Source organism: Sphaerisporangium sp. NPDC049457, from assembly GCF_055586705.1.
The window spans coordinates 302,270-320,235 of the sequence record NZ_JBVJHR010000001.1 but is presented as its reverse complement, the minus strand read 5'-3'; the positions used below and the strand labels follow the sequence as shown (position 1 = coordinate 320,235).

At 71.5% G+C, this 17,966-nt stretch carries 13 protein-coding genes; 5 read left to right on the top strand and 8 right to left on the bottom strand.

Annotated features, from left to right (window positions below; all coding sequences use genetic code 11):
• Window positions 1–113: 113 nt before the first annotated feature.
• Window positions 114–2,903: an aconitate hydratase gene (locus tag ACZ6QO_RS01345; protein ID WP_465846530.1), complete on the bottom strand. Its 2,790-nt coding sequence runs from the start codon at window positions 2,901–2,903 to the stop codon at window positions 114–116.
• A 245-nt stretch (window positions 2,904–3,148) separates the two neighbouring features.
• Window positions 3,149–3,886 (bottom strand): metal-dependent hydrolase, encoded by a 738-nt coding sequence (locus tag ACZ6QO_RS01340; RefSeq protein WP_465846528.1) that lies wholly within the window; start codon window positions 3,884–3,886, stop codon window positions 3,149–3,151.
• 413 nt (window positions 3,887–4,299) lie between these two features.
• On the opposite strand from ACZ6QO_RS01340, the gene ACZ6QO_RS01335 reads away from it, so the two are divergent.
• The 3 genes from ACZ6QO_RS01335 (at window position 4,300) to ACZ6QO_RS01325 (ending at window position 6,665) form a co-directional block, all read left to right on the top strand.
• On the top strand, window positions 4,300–5,058 hold the full coding sequence (locus ACZ6QO_RS01335; RefSeq protein ID WP_465846527.1) for a PadR family transcriptional regulator: 759 nt from the start codon (window positions 4,300–4,302) through the stop codon (window positions 5,056–5,058).
• Window positions 5,059–5,064: 6 nt separating this feature from the next.
• Window positions 5,065–5,751: a DUF1707 SHOCT-like domain-containing protein gene (locus ACZ6QO_RS01330; protein WP_465846526.1), complete on the top strand. Its 687-nt coding sequence runs from the start codon at window positions 5,065–5,067 to the stop codon at window positions 5,749–5,751.
• A gap of 248 nt (window positions 5,752–5,999) precedes the next feature.
• Window positions 6,000–6,665, top strand: coding sequence for a DUF6879 family protein (locus tag ACZ6QO_RS01325; protein WP_465846525.1), 666 nt, complete (start codon window positions 6,000–6,002; stop codon window positions 6,663–6,665).
• 86 nt (window positions 6,666–6,751) lie between these two features.
• Here ACZ6QO_RS01325 and ACZ6QO_RS01320 read toward each other — a convergent pair whose 3' ends face one another.
• The 3 genes from ACZ6QO_RS01320 to ACZ6QO_RS01310 form a co-directional block, all read right to left on the bottom strand.
• Window positions 6,752–9,265 (bottom strand): polynucleotide kinase-phosphatase, encoded by a 2,514-nt coding sequence (locus ACZ6QO_RS01320; protein WP_465846524.1) that lies wholly within the window; start codon window positions 9,263–9,265, stop codon window positions 6,752–6,754.
• Window positions 9,258–10,805: a 3' terminal RNA ribose 2'-O-methyltransferase Hen1 gene (locus ACZ6QO_RS01315; protein ID WP_465846523.1), complete on the bottom strand. Its 1,548-nt coding sequence runs from the start codon at window positions 10,803–10,805 to the stop codon at window positions 9,258–9,260. Before ACZ6QO_RS01315 ends, ACZ6QO_RS01320 begins: the two co-directional genes overlap by 8 nt.
• A 72-nt stretch (window positions 10,806–10,877) precedes the next feature.
• Entirely contained in the window at window positions 10,878–11,801 is a 924-nt protein-coding gene (locus ACZ6QO_RS01310) for an LLM class F420-dependent oxidoreductase (protein WP_465846521.1), read from the bottom strand.
• Between the two features lie 113 nt (window positions 11,802–11,914).
• Here ACZ6QO_RS01310 and ligD point away from each other — a divergent pair, with 113 nt between their 5' ends.
• Window positions 11,915–12,880 (top strand): non-homologous end-joining DNA ligase, encoded by a 966-nt coding sequence (gene ligD / locus ACZ6QO_RS01305; protein ID WP_465846519.1) that lies wholly within the window; start codon window positions 11,915–11,917, stop codon window positions 12,878–12,880.
• Window positions 12,881–13,092: 212 nt separating this feature from the next.
• Here ligD and tnpA read toward each other — a convergent pair whose 3' ends face one another.
• Window positions 13,093–13,509, bottom strand: a complete 417-nt coding sequence (gene tnpA, locus ACZ6QO_RS01300) for an IS200/IS605 family transposase (RefSeq protein WP_465846517.1) — start codon at window positions 13,507–13,509, stop codon at window positions 13,093–13,095.
• A 22-nt stretch (window positions 13,510–13,531) separates the two neighbouring features.
• On the opposite strand from tnpA, the gene ACZ6QO_RS01295 reads away from it, so the two are divergent.
• On the top strand, window positions 13,532–14,731 hold the full coding sequence (locus ACZ6QO_RS01295) for an RNA-guided endonuclease InsQ/TnpB family protein (RefSeq protein ID WP_465846516.1): 1,200 nt from the start codon (window positions 13,532–13,534) through the stop codon (window positions 14,729–14,731).
• Window positions 14,732–14,779: 48 nt separating this feature from the next.
• Here ACZ6QO_RS01295 and ACZ6QO_RS01290 read toward each other — a convergent pair whose 3' ends face one another.
• Window positions 14,780–16,249 (bottom strand): trypsin-like serine protease, encoded by a 1,470-nt coding sequence (locus ACZ6QO_RS01290; protein ID WP_465846514.1) that lies wholly within the window; start codon window positions 16,247–16,249, stop codon window positions 14,780–14,782.
• Between the two features lie 367 nt (window positions 16,250–16,616).
• The gene (locus tag ACZ6QO_RS01285; protein ID WP_465846512.1) at window positions 16,617–16,979 is read right to left on the bottom strand and encodes a hypothetical protein; all 363 of its coding nucleotides are present in this window, start codon (window positions 16,977–16,979) and stop codon (window positions 16,617–16,619) included.
• Between the last annotated feature and the right edge of the window lie 987 nt (window positions 16,980–17,966).

The window sequence follows — 17,966 nt, the reverse complement described above, 5'->3', positions numbered from 1 at the left end:
AAAAGGAGAGCCCTTTCTAAAGAAGGGGGGGCCAGCAAGAAAAACAACCCCCCCCCCCCCCCCCCCCCCCCCCCCCCCCCCCCCCCCCCCCCCCCCCCCCCCCCCCGCCGGGCTCAGCTCTTGGCGAGCAGCGAGCGCAGGACGTACTGCATGATGCCGCCGTGGCGGTAGTACTCCGCCTCGCCGGGGGTGTCGATGCGCACGACGGCCTGGAACTCCTTGCCGCCCGCCTTCACCGTGACGGTGGCCGGGGTCGTCCCAGCGTTGAGCTCCTCGACACCGGTGATGTCGAAGGTCTCCTCGCCGGTGAGGCCGAGCGAGGCGGCGCTCTCGCCCTCGGGGTACTGCAGCGGCAGCACGCCCATGCCGATCAGGTTCGAGCGGTGGATGCGCTCGTAGGACTCGGCGATCACGGCGCGCACGCCGAGCAGCGCCGTGCCCTTGGCCGCCCAGTCGCGCGAGGAGCCGGAGCCGTACTCCTTGCCGGCCAGCACCACCAGCGGGACGCCGGCCGCCTGGTAGTTCACCGAGGCGTCGTAGATCGTCGAGACCGGGCCGTCCTCCTGGGTGAAGTCGCGGGTGAAGCCGCCCTCGGTGCCCGGCGCGATCTGGTTGCGCAGGCGGATGTTGGCGAAGGTGCCGCGGATCATCACCTCGTGGTTGCCGCGGCGCGAGCCGTAGGAGTTGAAGTCCTTGAGCTGGACCCCGTTCTCCTTCAGGTACAGGCCCGCGGGCGAGTCGGCCTTGATCGAACCGGCCGGGGAGATGTGGTCGGTGGTCACCGAGTCGCCGAGCAGGGCGAGCACGCGGGCCCCGGCGATGTCGGTCACCGGCTCGGGCTCGCTCGGCATGCCGTCGAAGTACGGCGCCTTGCGCACGTAGGTGGAGGCGGGGTCCCACTCGAAGGTGTCGCCGGTCGGGATCGGCAGCGACCGCCAGGTCTCGTCGCCCTTGAACACGTCGGCGTAGTCGCGCCGGAACATGTCCTCGCCGATGGAGGAGTTCACCACCTCGGCGATCTCCTCCATGGAGGGCCAGATGTCCCTGAGGAACACCGGCTCGCCGTCGGCGCCGGCGCCGAGCGGCTCGGCGTCCAGGTCGATGTCCATCGTGCCCGCCAGGGCGTAGGCGACGACCAGCGGCGGCGAGGCCAAGTAGTTCATCTTGACGTCGGGGTTGATGCGGCCCTCGAAGTTGCGGTTGCCGGACAGCACGGCGGTGACCGCCAGGTCGCCCTGCTGGACGGCGGCCGAGATCTCCTCCGGCAGCGGGCCGGAGTTGCCGATGCAGGTGGTGCAGCCGTAGCCGACCAGGTTGAACCCGAGCTTGTCGAGGTAGGGCGTCAGGCCCGACCGCTCGAAGTAGCCGGTGACGACCTGCGAGCCGGGGGCCAGGGACGTCTTCACCCACGGCTTGCGGCTGAGGCCCTTGTCCACGGCGTTCCTGGCGAGCAGCGCCGCGCCGATCATCACGTACGGGTTGGAGGTGTTGGTGCAGGAGGTGATCGCGGCGATCACCACGGCCCCGTGGTCGAGCTCGAAGGAGGCGCCGTCGGCGAGGGTGACCGGGACAGGGCCGTTCGGCCGGTCGAGGGTCTCGGCGGCCGAGGCCGCGGCGTGCGGCCTGTCCTGCTCCTTGTCGTGCCCGTCCGCCTCGGCGTTGGAGGCGGGCGCGTCGGAGGCGGGGAAGGACTCCTTGCCCTCCTCGTCCACGCCCTCCTCGTCCGGGACGAAGACGCGCACGTCGCGGCGCCAGGTCTCCTTGGCCGCGGTCAGCGCGATGCGGTCCTGCGGGCGCTTGGGACCGGCGATGGAGGGGACGACCGTCGACAGGTCCAGCTCGATGTACTCGGAGAAGACCGGCTCGCTGGAGGGATCGTGCCAGAGGCCCTGCTCCTTGGCGTAGGCCTCGACCAGGGCGACCTGCTCGGCGGAGCGGCCGGTGAGCTTGAGGTACTTCACGGTCTCGTCGTCGATCGGGAAGATCGCGCAGGTGGAGCCGAACTCGGGGCTCATGTTGCCGATCGTGGCGCGGTTGGCCAGCGGCACCGCCGCGACGCCCTCGCCGTAGAACTCGACGAACTTGCCGACGACGCCGTGCCCCCGGAGCATCTCGGTGATGCGCAGCACCAGGTCGGTGGCGGTGGCCCCGGCCGGGAGCTCGCCGGTCAGCTTGAAGCCCACCACCCGGGGGATCAGCATGGAGATCGGCTGGCCGAGCATCGCGGCCTCCGCCTCGATGCCGCCGACGCCCCAGCCGAGCACGCCGACGCCGTTCTCCATGGTGGTGTGGGAGTCGGTGCCGACGCAGGTGTCGGGGTAGGCCTTCCCGTCACGGGTCATGACGACGCGGGCCAGGTGCTCGATGTTGACCTGGTGCACGATGCCGGTGCCGGGCGGGACGACCTTGAACTCGTCGAACGCGGTCTGGCCCCAGCGCAGGAACTGGTAGCGCTCGTGGTTGCGCTCGTACTCGCGCTCGACGTTGCGCTGGAAGGAGTCGGGGCCGCCGAAGAAGTCGACGATGACCGAGTGGTCGATGACCATCTCGGCCGGCGCCAGCGGGTTGATCCTGGCGGGGTCGCCGCCGAGGTCGCGCACGGCCTCGCGCATGGTGGCGAGGTCGACGACGCAGGGCACGCCGGTGAAGTCCTGCATGATCACGCGCGCGGGCGTGAACTGGATCTCCACGCTCGGCGCCGCCGCCGGGTCCCAGCCGCCGAGGGCGCGGATGTGGCCGGCGGTGATGTTCGCGCCGTCCTCGGTGCGCAGCAGGTTCTCAAGGAGGATCTTCAAGCTGTACGGGAGGCGCGCCGACCCCTCGACGGCGTCCAGCCGGTAGATCTCGTATGCCGCGTCACCGACGCGGAGGGTGTCACGGCTGCCGAAGCTGTTCGCGGACACGGAGACTCGCCTCCCTCATTTCACGCTCATCGCCACTGAAGATGGGTCGCAGACTGTGCCTGGTTCGCCCCATAGATCCTGCCGCACCGGTGGAGTGCCGCCGCCAGCCGGGTCGGCCCAACCACGTCCGCTCGCACGGATCTCTCGACATCAAGATATCGGCTGACATATCTCGACATCAAGTTACCGTCGAGTAACATATGGTTTCGGCCGGATGTCCGGGAAGGGACGGCGTCCGGGCCGCCCTAGAGGGAGGGCATGAGCCGCGCGGCGAGCAGGCCGATAACGATCACCGACAGCACCGGGCCGAGGATCTTCATCTCGAAGGCCCTGCCGGTCTTGATGCCGATCTTCCACGGCAGCAGCCACCGGTGCCGCAGCGGCCACAGCACCGGGCAACCGCGCTCGGTCAGGCAGTCGCCGACCACGTGCGCCAGGCAGCCGATCGTGATCGCGAAGCCCAGCCACAGGTATCCGACGTGCGCGGAGTGGAGCAGGATGAAGGCGACGGCGGTAAGGCCGATGTTGACCAGCGCCGAGGTGATCGTCCGGCCGGGGATGCCGATGCCGACCGACCGCAGCGCGAGGCCGATCATCAAGATCACCACGATGTCGCGCCCGACGGGATAGCGGTCGGCGAGCAGATGCGCGCCGAGCCCGGCGGCGATCGCGAAGAACAGCGAGTGGGTCGCGTGCCGGTGGCCGCCGCTCGCCCAGTTGACGGCCTTGCTCAGCACCCAGGTGGCCGGCCCGAACGTCTGGGCGATCGTCGCGTGCGGGTGGTCCAGATCGGGCAGCATCGCCGCGCCCGCGCACACCAGCGCGCCGGCGACCAGCTCGGCCGGGGACAGCGCGTTCGCCACCATCGGCGTCAGATCGCCGGTGAGCTCGGAGAGCCCCGCCAGACCCGGCAGCGCGACCAGGCCCGGCGCGACCAGCAGCCAGGCCGCCGCCCCGCTGAGTGCGTGCGTATGCCCCATCATGCGTAGATCACGATGCGGCACCCTACGGCAAAAACCTCGCCAACCGGCGGAGGTGTCCTGCCCGCCGTGCGGCGTGTCGCCTCGCGTCCGGCCATGTGGACAGCAGATCAGCGACCCTGCAAAAAGTAAAGGACGGGGCCGTTCCGCTCCAAGAGCACCCCCCAGCCCTCTCAGAGCGGAACGACCCGTCCGACTCCTGATAACGCTCGCATCTCGGCATGTGTTCCCCGGTCGGCGTGATGTGCATCACTCGCCCCGCAGGCCCGATCGCCAGGGCGGACGTCCGGCATCGGTGCGGCCCACTCCTCGGTCCGGACGAAAATCCGTCGCAGGGTTGTTCTAAGAACGTTCGCGATATATCTTTGAGGCATCGAGAACGGTCGGAGGTCGATCGTTCGTGAGAGGAGAGCACGATGACGGCATTCGCTATGGGCGACGCGCCCTGGGGATCCCCGCGCGACATGAGGCGCTCGGCGCTCGGCATGCTGGGCGCCATCGGGGCCCTGCGGCAGGCGCATCACCACCACCATGGCCACCACGACCACCACGGCCCGCACGGCGACGAGGAGGACGGCCCGGGCCGCCGCCAGCGGGGGCCGCGAGGCGGCCGCAGAGGCGGGCCGGGGCCGTGGGACTTCGGCCCGGGACCGTTCCGGCCGGGCTTCCCGTTCGGGTTCGGCGGCGGCCGGCCGCCGTTCGGCAGAGGCGGGCGCAAGGCCAAGCGCGGCGACGTCCGCGCCGCGATCCTGGCGCTGCTCGCCGAGGAGCCGCGCAACGGCTACCAGATCATCCAGGAGATCGCCGAGCGCAGCGAGGGCGGCTGGAAGCCCAGCCCCGGCGCGGTGTACCCGGCGCTCCAGCAGCTCGCCGACGAGGGTCTCGTGCGGGCCGACGAGACCGAGGGCCGCAAGACCTTCCAGCTCACCGAGGCGGGCCTGGCCTACGTGGCCGAGCACCCCGAAGAGGTGCGCGCCCCCTGGGAGGACATGACGCCGAACGTCGAGGAGGGCGTCTACGAACTGTTCGATCTGAGCCGCCAGGCCGCCGCGGCGCTCTTCCAGATCGCGCAGACTGGAAGTGACGCCCAGGTCGCCCAGGCGAAGAAGATCCTGGCCGACACCCGGCGCAAGCTCTACCAGATCCTGGCCGACGGCGACACCCCGGAGGAGTGAGCCCCGATGACATCGCGGGATGATCTGCGCATCGGCGACGCGGAGCGCGACGAGGTGACGGCCGCCCTGCGCGAGCACTTCGCGCAGGGCCGCCTCACCCACGAAGAGCTGGACGAGCGGCTCGACGCGGCCTTCGCGGCCCGCACCGCGGGCGACCTGCGACGGGTGACGGCCGACCTTCCCGCGTCCTCCGCGCACCGCTCCGCCGCCGACGGCCGGCCTCCCGCGACGGATGGCCGCCTCGCCCCGCGGCCCGGCCCCTGGCACGGCCGCTCCGGCCCGCGGTGGGGTCACTGGGACGGTGGCTCCGGCCCGCCGTCCGGTCCCTGGGACGACCGCCTCGGGCCACGGCCGGGCCCCTGGGGCGGGCCCGGCGCGCGGCACGGCGACCCGGCCCACGGGTGGCCGGCGGACGGCCCGCGGCCGCCGCAGGCCGGCCCGGCGGTCTGGGCCGGGCCCATGGCCGCCGCCCGCCGCGAGCGCATGGGCCGGCGGCGCCGGCGCCACGGCGGCGCGCCGATCCCGCTGATGATCATCGCGGTGGTCCTCATCGCGGCCGCGGTCTCCGGGTCCATGGCGCCGATCTTCGGGGTGCTGAAGGTGCTGTTCCTCGTGTGGATCGTCATGGCCGTGCTGGGGCTGGCGCACCGCCGCCACCACCGCAGGCCGCCGCGCCTCCCCCGCCACCACTGAGCCGCCGCCCGCGCGGCGTGCGTTCTCCGCCGCGCGGCGCGGACCGGCCGGGAGGCCGCCGCTCCGCGATTTGGGCCTTGACGGCTCAAGTCAGCCGTTTCATGATCGGCCTGTCTTCCCGACCGTCGTCATTCCCGGGTTTCGGCTCGCGCGCGTCCGGGCATGGTGGCGCACGTTGCCCGCGATCAGCGCGCCGCCGGTCCTGTGGCACCGCCATGGGCTCCGCACCCGACGACGAGGAGTAACTCATGGGCCCGGTCACCGAAAGTCACCTCGATGGCCGCGTCTTCCGGCGGGTGCGCGAAGCCGATGCGGTGGTGCTCCCGCCGCAGGCCTACGGCCCCGAGTTCCGCGCGGCGTACGAGAGCGCCGAGGGCGTCGTGTGGAAGCTCGAACGGGCCCAGCACTTCCACGAACCCTACGAGGCGAGCTGGCGGGCCATGGTCGCGGGCGATTGGGAACGTTCCCTTCGCCTCATCGAGGAGCTGCGCGGCACCCTGGCCGCCGACTACGCCGGCTACGCCGAGTTCCGCCGGGTCCGCGTCGTGGAGACGCCGCTCACCCCGTACATGCAGTGGGAGCTGCACGTGCTCGCCGCGCGCGCCGAGGCCGGCGAGCGGGTGCGCGTCGTGCCCGTCTCGGCCGTCCGCGACCTGGAGGGTCTCACCTCGCTGCCCGAACTGCTGCTGTTCGAGTCAGGGCTGATGTACGAGGTGCTGTACGACGGCTCAGGAGCGCACCTCGGCGGCCGCCGCATCACCGAGCCGGGCACGGTGGAGTCGTGCCTGGCCACCGTGGCGGCGCTGTACGAGCAGGGCGAGGACCTGGCCGCGTACTTCCGGCGCGAGGTGCTGCCCCTTCCGGCGCCGCGTCCCCTCTCCGCTCCGCTCTCGCGTCCCGTGCCGACGGTCTGAGCGCTCGCCGCCCTCGTCTTCGACCACCACGCCGAGCCCACCGTCCCATGCCAGCGGTGTGAGCGCGCCGCCGGCGCGGTCGGGGGTCACAGCCTCGGGTCGACCGGCTCCGATTCCAGGGCGAGGACGGCGAACACCGCCTCGTGCACCCGCCAGAGCGGCTCGCCCGCCGCCAGCCGCGCCAGCGCCTCCATGCCGAGCGCGTGCTCGCGCAGCGCCAGCGACCGCTTCTTGCCCAGGAAGCGCCCGCGCAGCTCCGCCACGCTCTCGGTGTAGTCGGGCCCGTAGATGATCCGGAGGTACTCCCGTCCGCGCACCTTGACGCCCGGCTGCGCGCGGCCGGCCGGAGGACGGGCGGGCTTGACCACCATCCCCTCGCCGCCCTCGGCGGTGAGGGTCTCCCACCACGCGGTGGCCGCCGCCCGCGACTCCTGCGACTCGGTCGAGACGAACACGTGCCTGGTCGGGGTGATCAGGTCGCCCGACAGCCGGGCCAGCGCCGACAGGTGCCAGGCGTGCGGCTCCTCCACGGCGGTCGCCCGCCCCTCCACCGCCAGGATGTGGAACGGCGCGAAGCGCACTCCGGACAGCCCGGACACCGGCCCGCAGTACCGGGCGTAGGCGTCCCTGAACAGGGTCGCGTTGTCCGCGCGCCGCCGGGTGCGCTCCATGATGTCGCCCACGGGAAGGCCCCGCCCGGCGGCCGCGGCGAGCACGGCGACCGCTTCGGGAAGCGCGGCGCGCGCCGCCGCGCCCACGGCCGCGTACTGCTCGCGGATGAGCCCTCCGGCCTTCGCCGACCAGGGCAGCAGCTCGCCGTCCAGCACGATCCAGTCGGTGCGCAGCTCCTCCCACAGCCCCGCCGCCGTCACCGCGGATCGCAGCCCGTCCACCAGGCCGGACATGAGCGCGGGGTCGTCGAAGAACGGGCGCCCCGTGCGGGTGTGCACGACGCCGAGGCCGCCGTCGTCGACGCCGAACCGCGCGGCGGCGGCCTCCGGGGTGCGGGCGAGGACGGCGACGGCGCGCGAGCCCATGTGCTTCTCCTCGCACACGACCTCGGCGACCCCGGCGCGCCGGAACTCCTCGAACGCCTCGGCGGGGTGCTCCAGGTACCCCGGAAGCGGCGAGGTGTCCGCCGGCGCCATGGTCGCGGGCAGGTAGACCAGCCAGCGCGGGTCCACGGCGAACCTGCTCATGATCTCCAGCGCGGCGGCCGCGTTCTCCTCGCGGATCTTCACCTTGCCGCCCGCGCGCGTCTCGACGTACCGGGTGCCCTGGACGTCGCCGATGTCCAGCACCCCGGGGTCGCGCCGCGCGGGCGCCGTCAGCGGGCGGGCGGGCTCGTACCAGACCTGCCGCGCCGGGACCGCGACCAGCTCGCGCTCGGGGTAGCGCAGGGCGGTGAGCCTGCCGCCGAACACGCAGCCGGTGTCCAGGCAGATCGTGTTGTTGACCCACTCCGGCTCGGTGGTCGGGGTGTGGCCGTAGACGACCATGGCCCGGCCCCGGTAGTCCTCGGCCCACGGGTAGCGCACCGGCAGGCCGTACTCGTCGGTCTCGCCGGTCGTGTCGCCGTACAGCGCGAACGAGCGCACCCGGCCGGAGGCGCGGCCGTGGTAGGCCTCCTTCAGGCCGGCGTGCGCCACGACGAGCCGCCCGCCGTCGAGCTGGTAGTGGCTGATCAGCCCGTCCATGAACGCCCGCGCCGCCTCGCGGAACTCTTCCGGCTCGGCGGCGAGCTGCTCCAGCGAGCGCTCCAGCCCGTGCGACACGGTGACCTTGCGGCCGTCCAGCGCCCGGACGAGCTTGTTCTCGTGGTTGCCGGACACGCACAGCGCCGTGCCGGCCGCGACCATGCCCATGACCAGCCGCAGCACGCCGGGCGAATCGGGGCCCCGGTCGACCAGGTCGCCCACGAAGACGGCCGTCCTGCCCTCCGGGTGCGCGGCGGCCACCGCCCGCCCGGCCTCGTCGCGGCGCAGCTCCCACCCCAGCCCGGTGAGCAGGTCCTCCAGCTCGGCGCGGCAGCCGTGCACGTCGCCGAACAGGTCGAAGGGACCGGTGAGCTCGCGGCGGTCGGTCCAGGCCTTCTCGTAGGCGATCGTGGCGGCGCCGATCTCCTCCCCGCGCAGCACGTGCACCCGCCGGAAGCCGTCCCTGGAGATCTTGGACAGCGAGCGGCGCAGGTCCTTGCGCTGCCGGGTGATCACGTGCGCGCCGAAGTCGCGGTCGGGGCGCAGCGCGTTCCTGGCCACCGCGACCTCCTCGGGCACGTCGAGGACGATCGCGTCCACGAGCACGTCGTGGCTCTTCGCCAGCTCGACCAGCTTCTTGCGGGCCTCCCACTGGACGTTGGTGGCGTCCACGACGGTGAACAGCCCGCGCCGCAGCCGGGTGCCGACGATGTAGTGCAGCACGTCGAAGGCGTCCGGGGTCGCCGCCTGGTCGTTCTCGTCGTCGGCGACCAGGCCCCGGCAGAAGTCCGAGGAGATCACCTGGGTGGGCAGGAAGTGCTCGCGGGCGAAGGTGGACTTGCCGCTTCCCGACACGCCCACCAGCACGACCAGCGACAACGCCGGCACGCTGATCTCAGCCACGGCTGAACACCCCCATCTGCGTCGGCGCGCCCGTCTCGGCGTCCTCGTCGCCGACGGGCCGGTGGGCGACGGTGTAGCCGTACTCGCGGCAGACGGCCTCCGCCCAGGCGGCGAACTCCGCGCGGGTCCACTCGAAGCGGTGGTCGGGGTGCCGCATGCCGGTCAGGAACTCGTAGTGCACGTTGTACTCGCTGTTGGGCGTGGTGACCACCACCACGCGCGGCCGGGCCGCGCCGAACACCACCCGTTCGAGCGCGGGCAGCCGGGGCGGGTCCACATGCTCGACCACCTCCATCAGCACGGCGGCGTCGTATCCGGCGAACCGGGCGTCGGTGTAGGTGAGAGCCGCCTGGAACAGCTCCAGCCGTCCCCTGCGCGCCTCGGGCATGCGGTCGAGTTTGAGGCGGCGGGCGGCCAGGGCGAGCGAGCGCGCCGAGACGTCCACGCCGGCGACCCGGGCGATCCCGGGGTCGGCCAGCAGTTCGGCCAGCAGCTGCCCCGAGCCGCAGCCGAGGTCGATGACGGTGCGGGCCCCCGCCTCGGCGAGCGCCGCGACGACCGCCCGCCGCCGCACCAGGTTCAGCGGCCGCGCCGCCCTGGCGACCTGCGGTCCTTCACCGGACGCCGGTCCCTCACCGGCCGGCGACCCTGCGCCGGACGGCGCGCCTGCACCGGACGACGAGTTTTCGCCCGGCGACGAACCTTCGCCGGACGGCGCGGCCGATGGCGCGTCCGCGGCCTCCGACGACGCCTCGGCGGCCGGCTCCTCCTCGACCGGGGGCTCCAGGTCCTCTTCGACGTCGTCGCCGAGCTCGGCCAGGCGGGCGAACGCGGCCCGGGTCAGCCCCGTCCGGCGGCCGAGGTAGCGGCGGGTGATCCACGCGCGCTCGGGGTGGGAGGCGAGCCAGCCCTCCCCCGCGCGGATCAGCTTGTCCACCTCGTCGGAGGCCATCCAGTAGTGCTTGGCGTCGTCGAGCACCGGCAGCATGACGTACAGGTGGTTCAGCGCGTCCGCCAGCCGCACCGCACCGCGCAGCACGAGCCGCACGTACCGGGAGTCGCCCCACTCGGGGAAGCCCTCGTCGAGCGCGATGGCCCGCGCCTCCACCTGCCACCCGAGCGGCTCGAACAACCGCCCCGCCAGCTCGGGCCCGCCCCGGCAGGGCAGCGCCGGCACGACGACCTCCAGCTCGATCGGCCCGGCGGCGAGCTCGGGGCGCGACGCGCAGTGGCCGGCCCGCGCCGTGCGGAAGACGTCCGCGAGCGCCACCGCGAGCATCGAGGAGGCCGCGTACGGGCGGTCGTTGACGTACTGGCCGAGGCTGAAGTCGGGCGAGGACCGGCCGCGCGAGCGCACCAGACCTATCGGGTCGACCTCCAGCATCAGCGCGGCCGTGCAGCGTTCCTCGGCGGCCTCGGGGTAGAAGACCCGGGCCACGCCGAAGGACTGGCCGAACTCCTGCACCCGGTCGGGGTGCTTGTGGAGCAGGAAGCCGAGATCGGTGGCCGGTCGCGTGGTCGTCGAGATGGTCAGCAGCACGCTGACCGATCTTTCACTATTGCCCACTTTTCGGCCACCGATTTCAGACCTGGTGGCGGAGTGCCGACACGCTCAGACGTGCGGCATGACCTCGGCGGCGACCAGTTCGAGGTGGTCGAGGTCGGAGAGGTCGAGCACCTGCAGGTACAGGCGCTCGCAGCCGGCCTCGGCGAACCGGCCGATCTTGTCGACGACCTCGCTCGGCGTGCCGGCGAGGCCGTTGTGCCGCAGTTCGCCGGCCTCCCGGCCGATCGCCGCGGCCCTGCGGGCGATCTCGGCCTCGTCGGCGCCCACGCACAGCACCTGCGCGGCCGACAGGACGATCGGCTCGCGGCCCACCGCCGAGCACGCCTCCCGCACCCGGTCGTAGGCGGCCGCGGTGTCCTCCAGCACGTTGAAGGGCACATTGTACTCGTCGGCGAACCGGGCGGCGAGCCGGGGCGTCCGCCTGGCCCCGGTGCCGCCGATGATGACCGGCGGGCGCGGGCTCTGGGCGGGCTTGGGCAGCGCGGGCGAGTCGGCGACCCGGTAGTAGGCGCCCTCGAAGGAGTACGTGTCGCCCGGCTTGGTGGTCCACAGGCCCGTGATGATCTCCAGCTGCTCCTCGAAGCGGGCGAAGCGCTCGCCGAGGGGCGGGAAGGGGATGCCGTAGGCCTTGTGCTCGGCGTCGAACCAGCCGGTGCCGAAGCCGAACTCGACCCGTCCGCCGCTCATCTGGTCCACCTGCGCGACGCTGATCGCGAGCGGGCCGGGCAGGCGGAAGGTCGCCGCGGTGACCAGCGTGCCGAGGCGGATCGTCGCGGTCTCGCGGGCGAGCCCCGCGAGCGTCACCCAGGAGTCGGTGGGACCGGGCTCGGGGTCTCCGTCCCCCATGCGCAGGTAGTGGTCGGAGCGGAAGAAGGCGTCGAATCCGAGCCGCTCGGCGGCCTGGGCGACCTGGAGCTGGTGCTCATAGCTCGCCCCCTGCTGCGGCTCGGTGAAGATCCTTAATCTCATAGGCCCATTATCCCGGCATCGCCCGAGGAATCTCCGGGGTGGGATAGGGGTTCGGACGGACCCCGCATCCGGGTAAGAAAACGCCCATGGGGGGACTTCCTGCCTATACGCCGATGCTCGCTCAGCTGGGGACGCTCCCGCCGCCGAGCGAGGACGCCGGCTGGGGCCACGAGATGAAGTGGGACGGGGTGCGCGCCCTCGCCTACGTGGAGAACGCCGCCCTGCGGCTCATCTCGCGCAACGGCAAGGAGGTCACGGTCGCCTACCCCGAGCTGTACGCGCTGGCCGGCGCGGTCGGCGGCCACGACGTCGTGCTCGACGGCGAGATCGTGGCGTTCGACGACGCCGGCCGCCCGAGCTTCTCCGCCCTGCAACCGCGCATGCACCAGCGGCGCGAGGAGCGGGTGCGCAAGCTGGCCCAGACGATCCCCGTGACGTTCATGCTCTTCGACATCCTGCACATCGGCGCGGAGCCCTCGGTCAACCTGCCCTACATCAAGCGCAGAGAGCTGCTGGAGAGCGTGGTGAGCCCGGGCGCGCGCTGGCAGGTGCCCGCCTGGTTCCACGACGACGGCGCGCACGCCATGGAGCTGAGCCGGCAACTCGGCATGGAGGGCATCGTCGCCAAGCGGCTGCACTCGCCCTACCGGCCCGGCCGCAGGACCCCGGAGTGGATCAAGGTCAAGAACTTCCGCGCCCAGGAGGTCGTGATCGGCGGCTGGACGACGGGGCGGGGCCGGCGGTCCTCGACGATGGGCTCGCTGCTGGTGGGAGTGTACGAGGCGGGGCGGCTGGTCTACGCGGGCAACGTCGGCACCGGGTTCACCGAGGAGACGCTGCGCGAGCTGGGAGAACTGCTGGCCCCGCTGAGGCGGCCGACCAGCCCGTTCGACGACCCCGTGCCGCGCGAGCAGGCCAGGGACGCGCACTGGGTCGATCCGGTGCTGGTCGGCGAGGTGCAGTACGCCGAGTGGACCCACGACCGGCGGCTGCGTCATCCGTCCTGGCGCGGGCTGCGCGACGACAAGGCCCCCACCGAGGTCACCCGCGAGGGCGAACCCCCGCAACTGGCGAGCTGAGCCCCGCGACGGCCGGCGAGCCGCGGGTCACGGCGGCTGCGCCGCCGTGACCGTCGGTCCCGGCCGCGGCCTGCGGCGGGGACATCACAGGGGTCGTCGCTACCAGAATTGTCGGCAGTGCTCCGGGCTTCAGCCCAGGGATGAAGCCGACCGTCCTGCGTAGCGGGGCAAGAGCAGCCGATTCGCCGTCAGCTGGACCGGTGTCCACCCGCTCAGACGGGCCGGTTCTGCTGCTCGATGTACTGGCGCAGGACACTGATCGGCGCGCCGCCCACCGAACCGGCGAAGTAGGAGCCCGACCACAGTTTGCTCGCCCGGTAGTAATGGGCGGCCAGTTCGGGGAACTCCTGTCGCATCCGCCGCGAGGACACCCCTTTGAGGCTGTTGACCAGTTTCGACAGGGCGATCTTGGGTGGGAAGTCGACCAGCAGGTGGACGTGGTTGTTCTCGCCGTTGAACTCGGCCAGGCCGGTCTCGAAGTCGGCGCAGACGGCCCGCATGATCTCTTCCAGGCGGGTCAGGTGTGCGTCGGTGAACACCCGATGCCGGAACTTCGTCACGAAGACCAAATGAGCGTGGAGCACGAAAACGCAGTGCCTGCCTGTTCTGATTTCGCCGTACTCGACCATAACCCAACTGTATGATGATCAGGTGCAGTTGCGGTACAACTACCGGATCGACCCGACCCCCACCCAGCGGATCGCGCTGGGCCGGGCGTTCGGGTGTGCCCGGACGGTGTTCAACGACGCACTGCGCATACGCAGCGACGCCCATGAGAACGGGTTTGCGTTCGTGAGCGACGCCGAACTGTCGCGCCAGGTCATCACCGAGGCGAAGAAACGCCCCGATCGGGCGTGGCTGGGCGAGGTGTCGGCGGTGGTGTTGCAGCAGGCGCTCGCCGACTGCACGACGGCATTCCGGAACTTCTTCGCATCGGTGTCGGGCAAGCGCAGGGGTCCGAAACTCGCCCCGCCCCGGTTGCGGTCCCGTAAGGACAACCGGCAGGCGATCCGGTTCACCAAGAATGCCCGGTTCAAGGTGAGCCGGAACGGGAAACTCGTCCTGCCGAAGATCGGCGAGGTCGCGGTGCGCTGGTCACGGGACCTGCCTGCCGACCCGTCCTCGGTCACGGTCATCAAGGACGCGGCGGACCGGTACTTCGCGAGCTTCGTGGTCGAGGTCACCGCGCGACCGCTGCCCGCCGTCGAAGCCGAGACCGGGATCGACCTCGGGCTCGGGCACTTCACCGTCCTGCCGGACGGAACGAAGATCGACTCTCCGCGGTTCCTGCGCCGGGCGGAGAGCCGGTTGAAGAAGGCTCAACGCGCCCTGTCCCGCAAACAGAAGGGCAGCGGCAACCGCGACAAGGTCCGGCGCAAGGTCGCCCGCGCGCACGCACGGGTCGCCGACGCCCGCCGCGAGTTCCACCACCGGCTCTCCACGCAGATCATCCGCGAGAACCAAGCGGTGTTCGTGGAGGACCTGGCGGTGGGCGGACTTGCGCGCACGAAGCTGGCCAAGAGTGTGCACGATGCCGGGTGGTCGGCGTTCGTGAACATGCTGGAGTACAAAGCGAAACTGTACGGCAGGACATTCGCCAAGGTCAGCCGATGGTTTCCTTCCTCCAAGCTGTGTTCAGCGTGTGGAGCCGTCACCGAGGCGATGCCTCTGCAGGTCCGGGAGTGGACCTGCGCGTGTGGCGCGGTTCACGACCGCGACATCAACGCCGCGATCAACATCCTGGCCGCCGGACGGGCGGACAGGCTAAACGCCTGTGGAGGGCCGGTCAGACCATCCTTCGGGATGGCACAGCCCCGCGAAGCAGGAAGCCACGGAAGTGCCACCGCGTGAACGGGACGGCACAGGCCAGAATCTTCGGGCTTCAGCCCGAAGAGCGCGTCAAGGCGCCCGGTAACCCAGCGAGTAGGAGCCGGAACCGCCTGCGGCGTCCACCCGGTAGCGGTAGTAGCCCGCCGTGCCGGTGTAGCTCAGCCTCTCGTCCGGGTTCGGTCCCGCGGCCGAGGCGACGGTGACCCAGCTCCGGCCGTTCCACTTCTGCAGGTGGAGATCGAAGTCGGCGCCGTCGGGACCGTCCAGGCAGGCCGAGTGCGGACCGGTCACGGTCGAGTTGTAGTAGAGGTTGCCCGGCTGGTAAGCGTACCGACCGGCGGCCAGGGCGCCGGTGACGGTGTGCGGGAAGCCGGTGCAGGCGCCCGTGGCCGGCGGCGGCGGGTTGCCGGCGCTGGTCACCAGGCTCAGGCCGAAGGTGGAGAGGATCTCCTTGACCGGCTGAAAGTAGGTGGTGCCGCCCGAGGTGCAGTCGCCGAACCCGCCGGAGGTGACTCCCTGGGCCTGGTCGATGGAGACGAAGGGGCCGCCGGAGTCACCGGGCTCGGCGCAGACGCTGGTCCGGGTGAGCTCGAAGACGTTGCCCTGGGGATAGGCGACGCTGGCGTTGCGCTGCTGGATGATGCCGCAGTGCCAGGCGGAGGTGGATCCGGACCGGCACACCGAGGCGCCCTCGATGGCTTCCCTGGCCCCGGCGACGTTGACCACGCCGCCACTGCCGGTGTTCACCGATGGCGTGGGCGTCCAGTTGCCGTTGACGCCCACCCACGAGAAGTCGCTGATGGGGAAGACCGACGCCTGGAAGGTGCCCTGGGCGGCCCAGTTGAAGCCGAAGGTGGCCTGGCCCGCCCTGCCGCAGTGACCGGCGCTGACGAAACCCTTCTGGGTGCCACGGAGGACCGGGAAGCCGATCGAGCAGCGGGTCGTCGCCCCGATGTAGTAGGCGTCGCCGCCATAGAGGTCGTCGAAGGGCCGGGGCCGCTCAGCGGACGCCACCACCTGCACCGCGGACCCGCCGAGCCCGATGCTCTTGATGACGTCATGGGTCCTCCCGGGCTCTTCGGACAAGACCGTGACCCTGTTGGTCCGCACGTCGATGAAGCGCACGCTGCCCACGGTGGCGGTACGGGCGGGCAGTGCGGCGTCGAGCTTGTCCTTGATCGCGTTGAGGTCGGCCAAGGACCCGGCGACCACCTGCGGTTCGGCTCCCGCCTCGCGGATCTGGGGGATGTCGGCGGAGCTGGTGGTGGCGACCATGAGGGTCTGCGCGGTGCTTCCCGCGAGCCAGGCACCGCCGTAATGGCCGCCGAGCCTGCGGGCGAGCCGCGCCGCGATCGGTGTCAGCCGGATCTCGTTGAGCAGGCGGGCTCGGGCCTGCTCGGCGGTGAGATGAAGGTCGCGCTGGAGTGCCTCGACCATGCCCGGCAGCGGCTTCTGGGCGCCCACGGTGACCGCGGTGCCGGTCGCCCACGGCTGGGCGAGGGCCGGCGGGGCCGCCAGGGTAAGAACACTGACCGTCAAGGCGCATCCCATAAGGGCTGTGCGTCGGCACGACATGATCTCTCCTCAACCTCGACCGCCATAGCAGAGGGGGGAGATCGCCGCGCACCACTCACTGATCATTGGACACGGGCAACGCCACCCTAGAGCAGTTCGTGCCGAGCGGGGCGGAGAAGCTTCACGCCACGCCGGAAGCGATCACAGGCACGACAGAGGGGGACACAGGCCCCGGGCATCGCCGTGTCGCCCCCGGGATGCCGTTGGGCCGCGCGGGCGGCACCGACCGGGCCCCCGCGCCCGGGCCGATCGACGCCCCGGGCGCGACAAAAAGGCGGCGCTGTCACGAGTCGAACCCGCGAAAGCGCCGCCTGTCTTCCTGCTAGGCAGGTCAGAGGCCGAGACCAAGCCCCACGCCGAGGCCGAGGCCCAGCCCGCGGCCACCGCCACTGCCGACGCCGTAGCCGACGCCGTAGCCGGCACCGGACCCGTAGCCGGCGCCGTAGCCGACGCCGTAGCCGGCGCCGTAACCGACGCCGGCGCCGTAACCGGCCCCGTAGCCGTAGTAGCCGCCGGGGCAGGCGGAGCCGACGACCGTCGGGACCACCGTCGGGACGACCCCCACGCCACAGGGGCAGCAGTTGGCGGTCTTGGCGCCCTTCGCGTGCACCGACGCGTCGGCGGAGGCCGCGGCGGCCGGGGCGATGACGGCCATACCGACGCATGCCGTGGTGACCAGAAGGCGGCGAATCATTCTTGAATTCTCCCTATAGTAAATCGCCGCAACAGCCCGTCCGTACGCGGACTGCGTTGAACAGCGATTACCGAATGTGACCGCTCAGAGAGTACCCAACGCCTGATCAGCCATAAGGGTTCGGGATGGTCAGATAACAGTAAAGATAGACGCACCGCGACCAATGGAAGCTTCGCTAGACGCAACGCCTTGCCGGGGACACACACGCGGCTTCCACTGACCATTTCCACAAAACCACAGGTCATCGCCATGATCACGAGTCGGCGCACCCTCGGCCCAGGCCCCCTCGCCGAATAATCTCTTATCCCGCGGAAGCGTTCATCCCGATTCGCCGGTAGCGTGGCAGATTACGACATAGCATTCTCACCCCGCCCGGCCGAGGGGAAAAGCGGATTTCCGGCGACAGTCTCCGGGATGCGCCCGCAGCCAGACACGTCACGAATCGCGAATGGCCATCGCATGATTGTCCGGTGCGCCCTCGGGATCACCCGTGCTCATGAATCCGGGGTTGAGACGCGAAGGGCGAAGGTCCGCGGCCATCACCGCCGTCCCCTTCGCCCGACGGTGGTGCCCCTGTGAGCAGAAGCGCCGAGCAGGTCCGCACAGGGATCCGGGCCTGTGGTGAGCATGGTGAAGGCCGAGCCGGAGCGAGCGGGGCGGCCGAAGCCTGCGGCTTCCGCGGTGTCGCCAGGATGGGGGCCACGAGAGTGCGAGGAGCGTCGGCCCGGCTCGCACCGGAGTACCGACGCCGGTCGGTGAAGGCATGCCCGGTGTCCGCGGCCTGACGACCCAGACCACCGGGCCCGCGGCTCGACGGCCCGAACTCGTCGTACAAATCGAAGAGGTGGGGGGGGGGGGGGGGGGGGAAGGGGTGGGGGGGGGGGGGGGGGGGGGGGGGGGGGGGGGTGGGGGGGTGAGGGGGGGGGGGGGGGGGGGGGGGGTTTGAGAGGGGGGTGTTGGTTAGGCATTGGTCGAGGAGTGGCTGGT